Origin of the sequence: Devosia sp. (assembly GCF_034675085.1) — a bacterium.
In the GTDB taxonomy this organism is placed as follows: domain Bacteria; phylum Pseudomonadota; class Alphaproteobacteria; order Rhizobiales; family Devosiaceae; genus Devosia.
Genome location: NZ_JAUCDN010000093.1, coordinates 1 through 11,121, shown reverse-complemented (window position 1 = coordinate 11,121; position 11,121 = coordinate 1). Strand labels below are relative to the sequence as shown.

The 11,121-nt window shown below is 63.5% G+C and carries 10 protein-coding genes and 1 pseudogene; 8 read left to right on the top strand and 3 right to left on the bottom strand.

Features of this window, described 5'->3' with window-relative positions; genetic code table 11:
• From VDP82_RS07890 to VDP82_RS07855, 8 genes and pseudogenes are all read left to right on the top strand, one after another.
• The coding region (locus VDP82_RS07890; protein WP_323014308.1) for an IclR family transcriptional regulator domain-containing protein at positions 1–200 on the top strand (200 nt) is incomplete at its 5' end.
• A 182-nt stretch (positions 201–382) separates the two neighbouring features.
• Positions 383–1,384, top strand: a complete 1,002-nt coding sequence (locus VDP82_RS07885; RefSeq protein ID WP_323014307.1) for a LacI family DNA-binding transcriptional regulator — start codon at positions 383–385, stop codon at positions 1,382–1,384.
• Positions 1,385–1,427: 43 nt separating this feature from the next.
• Positions 1,428–2,666 (top strand): sugar ABC transporter substrate-binding protein, encoded by a 1,239-nt coding sequence (locus VDP82_RS07880; RefSeq protein ID WP_323014306.1) that lies wholly within the window; start codon positions 1,428–1,430, stop codon positions 2,664–2,666.
• Between the two features lie 53 nt (positions 2,667–2,719).
• On the top strand, positions 2,720–3,643 hold the full coding sequence (locus VDP82_RS07875) for a sugar ABC transporter permease (RefSeq protein WP_323014305.1): 924 nt from the start codon (positions 2,720–2,722) through the stop codon (positions 3,641–3,643).
• Positions 3,640–4,506, top strand: coding sequence for a carbohydrate ABC transporter permease (locus tag VDP82_RS07870; protein ID WP_323014304.1), 867 nt, complete (start codon positions 3,640–3,642; stop codon positions 4,504–4,506). The genes VDP82_RS07875 and VDP82_RS07870 overlap by 4 nt, the downstream gene beginning before the upstream one ends.
• Before the next feature lie 15 nt (positions 4,507–4,521).
• A pseudogene (locus VDP82_RS07865) lies at positions 4,522–6,413 on the top strand (glycoside hydrolase family 127 protein).
• Positions 6,414–6,418: 5 nt separating this feature from the next.
• The gene (locus tag VDP82_RS07860; RefSeq protein WP_323014309.1) at positions 6,419–7,483 is read left to right on the top strand and encodes an ABC transporter ATP-binding protein; all 1,065 of its coding nucleotides are present in this window, start codon (positions 6,419–6,421) and stop codon (positions 7,481–7,483) included.
• Between the two features lie 178 nt (positions 7,484–7,661).
• Complete coding sequence (locus VDP82_RS07855; protein WP_323014303.1) at positions 7,662–8,315, top strand: DUF6498-containing protein; 654 nt, start codon at positions 7,662–7,664, stop codon at positions 8,313–8,315.
• Between the two features lie 6 nt (positions 8,316–8,321).
• On the opposite strand, the gene VDP82_RS07850 is transcribed toward VDP82_RS07855, so the two are convergent.
• Genes VDP82_RS07850 through VDP82_RS07840 form a run of 3 tightly spaced genes read right to left on the bottom strand, consistent with a single transcriptional unit; the run spans position 8,322 to position 11,058 of the window.
• Positions 8,322–9,494 (bottom strand): NnrS family protein, encoded by a 1,173-nt coding sequence (locus VDP82_RS07850; RefSeq protein ID WP_323014302.1) that lies wholly within the window; start codon positions 9,492–9,494, stop codon positions 8,322–8,324.
• Positions 9,491–10,234 (bottom strand): ABC transporter ATP-binding protein, encoded by a 744-nt coding sequence (locus VDP82_RS07845; protein WP_323014301.1) that lies wholly within the window; start codon positions 10,232–10,234, stop codon positions 9,491–9,493. The genes VDP82_RS07850 and VDP82_RS07845 overlap by 4 nt, the downstream gene beginning before the upstream one ends.
• Entirely contained in the window at positions 10,231–11,058 is an 828-nt protein-coding gene (locus tag VDP82_RS07840; protein WP_323014300.1) for an ABC transporter permease, read from the bottom strand. The genes VDP82_RS07845 and VDP82_RS07840 overlap by 4 nt, the downstream gene beginning before the upstream one ends.
• Between the last annotated feature and the right edge of the window lie 63 nt (positions 11,059–11,121).

The window sequence follows — 11,121 nt, the reverse complement described above, 5'->3', positions numbered from 1 at the left end:
TGGCGCAGGGCTATTCCATCCAGGCCGGCGAATCCGATTTCGCCGTGGCCTGCATCGCCGCCCCCATCTGCGACAACCGCGGCATGTGTCATGCCACCATGTCCATCGTGGTGCCCGAATCCAAGGTGCACCCCGATCTTATCACCTTGGTCAAATCCAGCGCCAGGCGTGTCGAAAGCCGCCTGGGCTGGCTTCGTTAATACTTCACACTGAACTCCCACCCATTCGGCGCCGCCGAATTTCAGGTCGTGTCGCGCGCAGCAAAAGACGCGGAAAATTTTTCTAGCCTGAATCCTTTTTCGCATGCTTGACAAAATACAGAGCGTGAGAAAAGGTTTGCTCAATTTGAGAAAACGTTTTCTCAAAATTAAAGGGGAAGATTGTGAGCAGGGCGCGCGTGCGCATTTACGAGGTCGCGGCGGCGGCGGGGGTGAGTGTCGCCACCGCCTCCAAGGCGCTCAATGACACTGGCCGCATGCAGGAGGAAACTCGCGCCCGCGTCAAGGAAGTCGCTGCCCGGCTTGGTTTCCGGCCCAATGCCATGGCGCGTGGGCTGATCAGCAAGCGCAGCTTCACCATCGGCCTTCTGACCAACGATACTTATGGCCGTTTCACCCTGCCGGTGATGGCTGGCATTTCCGAGGCTCTGGTCGATCACGGCGTCTCGGTCTTTCTCTGCGCCATAGAGGATGACCCCGCGCTGGCCCAGACCCATGTCGACGCCATGCTGGACAAGCAGGTGGATGGCATCATCGCCACCGGCAAGCGTATCGACCGGAAATTGCCGGTGGACCTGTCGCGCCTGCCCGTGCCGGTCGTCTATGCCTTCACGCGCGGCCCGGAGGATAGCGTCACCTTCGTGTCCGACGATTTCCAGGGGTCGCGCGATGCGGTGGAGTGGCTGCGCCGGGTCGGGCGGCAGCGCATCGTCCATGTGACGGGGCCGGAAAGCTTCGAATCCGTCACCTGGCGCTCGGCGGCCTTTCGGGAGGTGATGGGCGAGGATGCCCTTGTTCTCAACGGCTCCTGGTCCGAGCAATGGGGGCACGACGCCATTGCCCGTCTCTGGACCGATGGAGAGCCGACGCCCGACGGCATTTTCTGCGGCAATGACCAGATCGCCCGCGGCGTCATCGACGCGCTGCGCGAGCGCGGCATCGCCGTACCGCAGGAGGTTTCCGTGGTGGGCTTCGATAATTGGGAGATCGTCGCCGCCGCAACAAGGCCACCGCTGACCACGGTGGATATGAACCTGCGAACCCTGGGAAGGGAGGCGGGGTTGACCGTTCTGGCGCTGGCGGAAGGCAAGGAAATTGCGGCTGGCATAAGGCGCATGCCGTGCACCCTGGTGGTGCGTGAATCGTGCGGAGGCGCACGGGACTAGAATTGCGCCCTTCGCGGCGCGGTAACGAGCATTAAGGAGGAGCATGCTCAAAACTTTGATCGGCTCGGTAAGCCTCGCCACCATCCTTATGGTGCAGGGGGCCGCCGCCCAGGAAACCATCAATATGTGGGTGCGGACCGGCATCGGTACCGCCTTCACCTCACTGGCCGATGCATACAACGCCAACCACGAAAACCAGATTCAGCTCACCGAGGTACCCTTCGCCGAACTGGTGCAGAAATATGCCACAGCCATTGCGGGCGGCCAGGCCCCCGATGCGCTGTCGCTCGACCTGATCTACACGCCCTCCTTCGCCGCTGCCGGGCAACTCGAGGATTTGACCGACTGGGCGCAGGGCCTGCCCTATTACAGCGCCCTGGCGCCCGCCCACGTGACCCTGGGCAGTTATGACGGACGAAATTACGGCCTGCCGCTCCTGGTGGAAACGTCCGTTTTTGCCTGGAACAAGGGGTTATACAAGCAAGCGGGGCTCGACCCGGAAAAGGCGCCAGAAAGCTGGGACGAAATCGTCGCCAATGCCGAAAAGATCCGCGCCCTGGGCGGGGATAATTATGGCTTTTATTTCTCCGGCGGCGCCTGTGGCGGCTGTATGATCTTCACCTTTGCCCCGACCGTCTGGGGCTCGGGCGCCGACATCCTTTCCGCCGACGGCAAGACCGCCACGCTCGACACCCCGCAAATGCGCGCATCGGTGAATTATTACCGCACCATGGTCGAGAAGGATCTGGTGCCGGCCAGCGCCGAAACGGACAATGGCGTCAACTTCATGAGCTTCACCAATGGCCGCATCGGCCAGCAATCCATCGGCGCCTTCGGCATGGGCTCGCTGGTCAATGACTTCCCCGATGTGGATTTTGGCGTGACGCTTATTCCCGGCAGCCAGGGCGGCGTCGCCTCCTTCGCCGGCGGCGACAATATCGTGGTGACCAAGGGCACGCCGCGCCTGGATGCGGTCAAGGAGTTCATCGAATATTCCTATTCGCCCGAGGGGCAGAAGATCCTCGCCGAAAACGGTTCGCTGCCCACACGCCTCGACATCGCCGACCAGACGCTGGAAGGGCTCGACCCGCGCATTCAGGTGGCTGTGGACGCCATTTCGGTGGCCAAGACGCCCTACACGCTTTTGTTCAACGATCTGATCAACAGCGCCAACAGCCCCTGGGCCATGTTCACCAATGCCGCCATGTTCGGTGATGATGTCGATGCCGCTTTCGCCAATGCGCAGGCCGAGATGCAATCCATCATCGACAACGCGCCCTGACGTCTCCGCCGGGAGGCGGCTCGCGCCTCCCGGCTTATGTTCCGGAGCCAGCCATGACGTCTTCTCCTGCCGTCCCGATCGCCGGTATCGTGCGCCAGCGTCGCCGTACGCGCCGACGCCAATGGCAGGGCGTGCTTTACGTCGCGCCGGCCATGGCTCTGGTTACGGTGTTTTTCGTGGTGCCGGTGCTGTTCACGGTGTGGATGAGCTTCCACAATTGGCCCTTGCTCGGCCAGCCGAGCTGGATCGGGCTGGGCAATTATGTCCGCATGGCCTCGGACAGCCGGTTCATGTCGGCGCTGAGCTTCACCGCTTATTATACCGTGGTCACGACCATCGCCATTTTCGCCCTGGCCTTTCCGTTGGCTCTCTTCGTCGAGCGGCAAAGGCGCGGAGTTGGCGCCTATCGCACCATCTTCTTCCTGCCGGTGGTGGTGGGCCTTGCCACCTCCTCCCTGCTCTGGGTGTGGCTGGCCAATGTCGATAGCGGCCTGTTCAGTCCCATACTGCGCATGTTCGGCGTCACCGGCCGCGCCGCCAACCTGCTGGCCAGCTTCGACAGCGCCTTTGCCGTCATCATCGTCATGGTGGTGTGGAAGATCGTCGGTTTCACCATGATTATTCTGCTCACCGGCCTGCAATCCATCCCGTCCGATTTGACGGAGGCGGCGCGTATCGATGGCGCCAGCCGCTGGCAGCGCTTTCGTTTCCTCACCTTGCCTCTGATGCGCCGTACGCTGGCGCTGGCGCTGATCCTGTCGGTCACCGGCTCGGTCCTGGCCTTCGATCAGTTCTACATCATGACCAGCGGAGGCCCGCAGAACCGCATGATTTCGGTGGTCTATTACATCTTCAACCAGTCCTTCGTGTCCTTCCAGCTCGGCTATGGCTCGGCGCTCTCCATCGCGCTCTTGGCCATCCTTGTTGCCCTGAGCGTCATCCAGCTGCGGCTCCTGCGGGTGGGGGATGAGCGATGAGCGCCGCCATCAAGACGCGGCGGACGCGTCGCCGGCTACTGGGTGGGTTGGGCTATCATGGCTTCGGCATCATCGCCGCCTTCTTCTTCCTCGCCCCCTTCATCTGGGCGGGGCTGGCCTCGCTCCGGCCCAGCAGCGAGGCTCAGAATCCGCCGCTGCCACCCTGGCCCGCCCATGGCATCAGCTTCGACGCTTATAAAACGCTCGACAGCTTTGGTTCGGGTATTTGGCAGCACACCCTCAATTCGCTGCTGGTGTCGCTGGGCACGGTGGTGCTGACCGTAATGGTGTCGCTGCTGGCCGGCTATGGATTTTCCAGGTACCGCTTCCCGTTCAAGAACGTCATGTTCGTGCTGATCATCGCCACGCTCATGATCCCCTTCCAGTCGATCCTGACCCCGCTGTTCATCATCCTTTCGCGCCTGGGGCTCAACAATTCCCTGCTCGGCCTGATGCTCGTCTATGTGACGCTGCAACTGCCCTTTTCGGTGTTCATGATGCGCAACGCCTTTGACGCGGTGCCGCGGGAAATCGAGGAGGCGGCGCGCATCGATGGCGCGCGCGATCTCAAGCTGCTTTTCCGGGTGCTGCTGCCGGTGGTCATGCCGGGCGTGGCCACGGTGGCGATCTTTGCGTTCCTCAACGCCTGGAACGAGTTCCTGGCCGCACTGATCCTGCTTTCGGAAAACGACAAATATACCCTGCCGGTCCTGATGACCGCGGTGCGCGCCGGCCGGCTCGGCGCGATCAACTGGGGCGCGGTGCAGGCCGGGGTGATGGTGATGACCATACCCTGCCTCATCGTCTTCCTGCTGCTGCAACGCTACTATATGCGCGGGCTCATGGCCGGCGCCGTCAAATAGGACATGGAGTCGATCATGCCGAAGGCTACTTCCCGTCAGTTCCGCCCGCTTCCCGTCCCCAGCGTCGATGTTGGGGGCTATTGGGGCAAATGGCAGGACGCGGTGTGCGACAGCACCGCCGAAATCCTGCTCGACCGGTGCGTTGCGGCGCGCATGCTCGAACAGATCGACATAAATGTACCCAGCCCCGGCATCGTCATCCCCATCGTTGGCTGGCTCGGCACCTCGCAGATGTTCTGGGACAGCGATCTGGGCAAGTCGATCGAAACCATAGCCTACGCCACCTATCGCAAGCCCAACCCCGCTCTGGAGGCGCGCGCCGACGAGATTATCGACATGTATGAGCGCCTGCAGCAGCCGGACGGTTATCTCAACAGCTTCTTCCAGCGCATCACACCGGAATGGAAATGGACCAATCTGCGCGATTTCCACGAGCTCTACTGCGCCGGCCACATGATCGAGGGTGCGGTTGCCTATTACCAGGCCACCGGCAAGCGCAAATTCCTCGACATCATGTGCCGCATGGCCGACCTGCTGGTGAAGCGTTTCGGGCGCGGCCCCGGCCAGGTGCGCGGCTATTGCGGGCATGAGGAAATCGAGCTTGCCCTGGTCCGGCTCGCCCGAGCGACGGGGGAGCGGAAATATCTCGATCTTGCCAAGTTCTTCATCGATGAGCGGGGCGTCCAGCCGCACTATTTCGACGAGGAGTCCCGCCGGGCCGGGCGCGACCCCTCCGACTACGTTTTCAAGAATTATGAATACAGCCAGTCGCACCAGCCCGTGCGCGAGCAGCGCAAGGTGGTGGGGCACGCCGTGCGGGCAATGTATCTCTATTCCGGCATGGCCGATATCGCGACCGAATACCAGGACGACACGCTGACCCAGGCGCTTGAGGTGCTCTGGGGCGACCTTACCGGCAAGCAGATGTATGTGACCGGCGGGATCGGCCCGGCGCATAGCAATGAGGGCTTCACCGACTATTACGACCTGCCCAACGATACCGCCTATGCCGAAACCTGCGCGGCGGTTGGACTGGTTTTCTGGGCCAACCGCATGCTGGGCCGCGCGCCGGACCGGCGCTATGCCGACATCATGGAGCAGGCGCTCTACAATGGTGCTATCTCGGGGCTGTCCACCGATGGACGGACCTTCTTTTACGACAATCCGCTCGAAAGCACCGGTGGGCATCACCGCTGGGTGTGGCACAACTGCCCCTGTTCGTCGCCTCCATCGGCTCCTATATGTACGGCGTGGCCGATACGGAAATCGCCGTCCACCTCTATGGCGAAAGCACCGCCCGCTTCACCCTAGCCGGGGAACGTCATGTGACGCTGCGTCAGCAAAGCGACTATCCCTGGAATGGCGAGATCGCCATCGCGGTGGAGATGGATACCCCCTCCAGCTTCGCCATTTCGCTGCGCATTCCTGCCTGGGCGAAGGATGCTACGCTTGCTATCAATGGCAACGAGTTGAAGCTCGCCGATATCACCATGGACGGCTACGCCCGGATTGAGCGCGAATGGGCACCCGGCGATGCTATTGCGCTCACCCTGCCTCTCATGCCCCGCGCCGTTCGCGCCAACACCAAGGTGCGCCAGGATGCCGGCCGTGTGGCGGTGATGCGCGGGCCGCTGGTCTATTGCCTGGAAGGGGCGGACAACGCGCCGGGGCTCAATTCGGTGCTGCTGGCGGATGGGCTGGGCAAGGCTGAAACAGCTGTTATACCCGATCTGCGGCAGGCCATCGCTATCGATCTGCCGGCTCTGCGCGAAACCTCCCGCAGCGATGAGCTTTACACCACCGAGTCACCCGCCCTGGTGGAGGAGCGCCTGCGCATGGTGCCCTATCACCTCTGGGACAATCGCGCGCCCGGAGAGATGCTGGTCTGGGTGAGAGAGAGCCGGTGAGCGCCATGGGCAGGCAGAACGGGCCGGGCATGCGGCTGATCGATCTGCGCAAGGATTACGGCAGGCTCGCCGTGATCCATGGCGTTGACCTGGAGGTGGCCGAGGGCGAATTCATCGTCTTTGTCGGCCCCTCGGGCTGCGGCAAGTCCACGCTATTGCGCATGATCGCGGGGCTTGAAGAGGTGAGCGAGGGTACTATTGAGATCGGCGGCAGGGACGTGACCGATCTCGATCCCTCCCGGCGCGGCATTGCCATGGTGTTCCAGTCCTATGCGCTTTACCCGCATATGACGGTACGCGAAAATCTCGGTTTCGGCCTCTCCATGGCCAATGCGCCCCGGGATGAAATCGCCCGCGAGGTGGCCGGGGCGGCCCGCATTCTCAAGCTCGAGCCCCTGCTCGATCGGCGCCCGGGCCAGCTTTCCGGCGGTCAGCGGCAGCGCGTCGCCATCGGCCGCGCCATCGTGCGCAAGCCGCAGGTGTTCCTCTTCGACGAGCCGCTGAGTAATCTCGATGCCGAATTGCGGGTCTCAATGCGCATCGAGATTTCTCGGCTGCATCGGGAACTGGGCAATACCATGATCTATGTGACCCATGACCAAACCGAGGCCATGACGCTGGCCGACAGAATTGTCGTGCTGCGTGATGGCCGGATCGAGCAGGTCGGCACCCCGCGCGAGGTCTATGAAAACCCGGTCAACACTTTCGTGGCCGGTTTCATCGGCTCGCCGCGCATGAACCTGCTCAAGTCCGCCGCCGGGCAGGGGGGCATCGTGGTGGGCGGGGTAAAAATCTCGACCGCAGCCGCCGTCCCGACTGGAGAGTTGATCGCGGGGCTGCGTCCCGAACACCTCTCGATAACGGAGAGGGTGGAGGGGAGCCTGCCGGCCACTGTCGATTTTTCCGAGTATCTGGGCGGCACGCGCTATCTTTATTGCCAGTTGGAGGACGGCCAGTCGCTGATCGCCGAGCAGAGGGGCGGGCCCGACCTGCAAGCGGGGCAAAAGGTCTATTTCCACTGGAACCCGGCTAGCCTGCGCCTCTTCGGTATGGATGGCGCGCGGCTCTGACCGCGCGGCCTCCGGCGCCCCTGTTCGGGGGATGGCGCGGGAAAGGGGTCTTGCTAGCCTTGTTTCAAAAAGGAGCATGCAATGGCCTTTCATCGCCCCGGCACCTGCGCCGTCCATAGTTCTTCGGCGAAGCGCCGGGCGCTGCCTTGCGCCTGCATGCAATAGGGCGGTCGCGGATTTGTCGCTGCTTCACCCCTTGCCTTCGGTCCAGACTTTGCTCCTCATCGCGCTCTCCAACGCGCTGCCGCTGCTTGGCGTGCTCGTGGCCGGATGGGACATCTATACGCTGCTGGTGTTCTATTGGTGCGAGACGCTGCTGGTCGGGTTCTGGACGGTGCTGACCATTGCCCTGCATGAGGGCGAGGAAACCTGGAGCTTTTCCGGTCCTACCAAGAACACATCGCCAACCGCCGGCTGGGGCGCGGCCTTCATTACGGTCCATGCGGGTTTTTTCATGGCCATTCATCTGTTCCTGATGAGCGTGCTTTTTGGTGGAGACTGGCCGGGCCATCTGCGCTCGGCATCGGTCTTTATCGACACTTTCGTCATCGGCCAGGGCTTGTGGCCGATGCTGGTGGTCGTGTGCCTGCAAAGGGCGACGCTGTTCTGGCACGAGCGCAACGAGCCCAGCGTGATGCCCGCGATCGCCGGGCTCTATCTGCGGATCATCGTCATGCAGGTGGTCATTATCATCGGCGCCTGGGGGGCCATGCTGGCGGGGAGCGGGCTTTTCGGCCTCATTCTCCTCGTGGGTCTGCGCACCCTGCTCGATCTCTTCTGGCCGCGCCTGATCGGCTATGCCGTCGACAATATGATGAATCGAAAATCCTGAACCGCTTCAACCTTGTCTGTTGGGCGCCAGCAGCATGGGCAGGAAGCCGCTGAGCCAGGCGAGGAAAGCGCCGGCCCATAGCAGGGAGGCCAGCGCGTAGTGCGGGCCGATAAGCCAGCTTCCCAGCCCCATTTCGGGCAGGGTGCGCACCAGCGCCGCACAAAGCATGAGCGCAAAGGCCAGGCCGCTCCGCGCGGGCAGGATAAGTTCGTGCCCTGTATGGCGCAGTCCGGCAATGGTGAAGACGGCGAGCACGGCAAGGCCGAGCGCCCCCATGGACAGCAGATGCAGGCCCGTGGCAGGGGCGAAGGGCGCGCCCAGGCCGGCAACGCCGAGCATGGCCAGGCCGAGCCCGGAAAAGAAATTGGCGCCGGCCAGCGCCAGAACCTCGGCGCGGAACAGCGCCGTGCCGATGAACCATTCGGCCTGGCGGTCGAAAAAGGCGGCGGCGGCGGCCAGCGCCAGGAAAGCTGGCGCCTGCGAATCGGGGAGCGCCATCATGACAAGCGCATAGAGCGCCGCGAGCGCCCCGGCCAGGTTGCGCCGCCCCGGATGGGGGCGATAGGGCCTCGTGTCTCCGCTCGGATCGAGCGCATGATTGATGACCACAATGTTGATGCGCGTCACCGAGAGCGCCATGAGCACGACGAAAATCACCAGGGCGCCATGCAGCAATCGGGCGGAAAGCTCGAAATCGCCCAGGAGCCAGCCAAGGCGGATGGCGATTTCCAGCCCAAGCATCGCCAGGGCCCAGAAGGCGAAGCTGGCATGGTTGCGATTGCGCCGCCGGATCATCGGCAGGGCGATGGAGACAGTCAGAAACGCCAGGAAGGCGGCGTCGGCGAGACCGGCCGGCGCGATCATCCAGTCGGCGCCGATCAATCCGGCCAGCCGCCCCGGCATCCATAGCCCCAGGAGGATAAGGAGCGGCTTTCCTCGCAGGCGAGGGGTATCGGTCCATTCGGGCACGGCCGAGGTCAGGAAGCCCGCCAGCGCCATGCCATAGGTGCCAAAGATCATTTCATGGGCATGCCACTGGCTGGTGGGTACATTGCCCGAAAACGGCAGGTCGAACGCATAGAGCACCACCCAGACCACCGGCCAGAGCGCGCCATGGATGGCGGCGGCCGGAAAGAACAGCCGCAGCCCCTCGCTCAGAACGGCGGGCTCGTCTTTCATGCGCGCACCCGGTCTTCATGGCCGAAAAGCTCGGCAAAGGCCGGATCGGAAGACCATTCCTCCACCAGTTCGAAAATCTCGCGATTGCTGCGCTGGCCGGGCAGGCCGGCGATGTCGTGCTCGGCGATGACGCCGCCTTGGCGCGTGGACAGCACCAGCAGCCGGTCGGCAATGCGCACCGCTTCAGCCAGGTCGTGGGTAACGAAGAGCGCTGAAAAGCTCTCCCGCGCCGCCGCCTCGATCACCAGATCCTGGAGGACGCGCTTGAGGCCGACATCCACGGCGGTAAAGGGTTCGTCGAAATAGAGCACTTCGGGGCGCACTGCCAGGGCCCGCGCCACGGCGGCGCGCTGGCGCATGCCGCCGGAAAGCTCGACGGGATATTTGGCGAAATCGCCGACTTCCAGCCCCACCTGCAGGGCACGCTCGGCGGCGGCTGCCCGGGCCGCCCCGCGCGGGGTTCCGCTGACGCGCAGCCCATAGGCGATATTGTCCAGCGTCGTCATCCAGGGCAACAGGCGCGGTTCCTGAAACACCACGGCGTGGCGACTATAGGCGCGGGTGATGCTGCCGCTGGTGGCGTCGACCAGCCCGGCGGCGATCTGGAGAATGGTGGTCTTGCCGCAGCCGGACGGCCCGATCAGCGCCACCACCTCACCGGACGCCAGGGCGAGGCTGAGGTTTTCGATGACGCTTTTGCCGAAATAGCTATGGCCGATTTGCTCGAGGCGCAGTTTCATCGCTTGACGCCCCAGGGAATGCCCGCGGCCCGCCAGCGTTCCAGCGCTTCGCGCACCGGCTGGAGCATGAGATATTCGGTGGCGAGCGCGAAGATCACCACCAGCAGGATCCATGCCATGACCTGGGGGATGTCGAACAAGGAGCGCGAAGTGGCCAGCGCACCGCCAATGCCCCCTGTATTGGAGAGAAGCTCGGCCATCACCACCACTTTCCAGGAATTGCCGGCCGTGGTGATCCAGGCGGGGTAGAGATAGGACAGGAGATGGGGCAGGGTAATGGTGCGGAAGCGGGTGAAGGATGAGGCGCCATAGGAGCGCGCCATCTGTTCGAGCGCCCGGTCGCGGGTGGCCACCCCTTCCAGCCCGCCGGCAAAGGCGATGGGAAAGGAGGCGATGACCACGGTGAGAATGGCCGAGCCGCCGCTGGAGCCGAACCAGATGATGGCCAGCACGATCCAGGCGATGGGCGGCACCCCCATCAGCAACGTCACCATGGGACGCAACAGGCGCATGGCGGCGAAGAAATAGCCCGCCAGCGTCCCCAGAACGGTTCCGAGCCCGGCAGCCAGCAGGAACCCGCTCAGGGCGCGATAGATGGAATTGCCGGCGATTTCCGAAAAACCGGGCAGGGCGAAGAGCCCGAACAGAGCATCCAGCGTCTCCTGCGGCGAAGGCAGGATGAAGGAGCCATAGAGCTCGTGCCCGAACTGCCAGAGCGCGGCAAAGCAGAAAAGGCCGGCGGCGCCGGCCCATCCGGCCCAGATATAGCGGCCCAGCCAGCCCAGGGCGGCCAGGCTTTGGCGAGCAAGGGAGGGTACCTGCATGAAGAAAAAACCGCTCCGAAGGCGCCCGGCCCGATAAGGACCGGACGCGTCGGATCCGTCTAG

Bases quoted from the DNA above. Each gene is read 5' to 3' on its own strand.
- VDP82_RS07880 (WP_323014306.1), top strand. From the start codon at position 1,428: ATGCTCAAAACTTTGATCGGCTCGGTAAGCCTCGCCACCATCCTTATG.
- VDP82_RS07875 (WP_323014305.1), top strand. From the start codon at position 2,720: ATGACGTCTTCTCCTGCCGTCCCGATCGCCGGTATCGTGCGCCAGCGT.
- VDP82_RS07870 (WP_323014304.1), top strand. From the start codon at position 3,640: ATGAGCGCCGCCATCAAGACGCGGCGGACGCGTCGCCGGCTACTGGGT.
- VDP82_RS07860 (WP_323014309.1), top strand. From the start codon at position 6,419: ATGGGCAGGCAGAACGGGCCGGGCATGCGGCTGATCGATCTGCGCAAG.
- VDP82_RS07850 (WP_323014302.1), bottom strand. From the start codon at position 9,494: ATGAAAGACGAGCCCGCCGTTCTGAGCGAGGGGCTGCGGCTGTTCTTT.
- VDP82_RS07845 (WP_323014301.1), bottom strand. From the start codon at position 10,234: ATGAAACTGCGCCTCGAGCAAATCGGCCATAGCTATTTCGGCAAAAGC.
- VDP82_RS07840 (WP_323014300.1), bottom strand. From the start codon at position 11,058: ATGCAGGTACCCTCCCTTGCTCGCCAAAGCCTGGCCGCCCTGGGCTGG.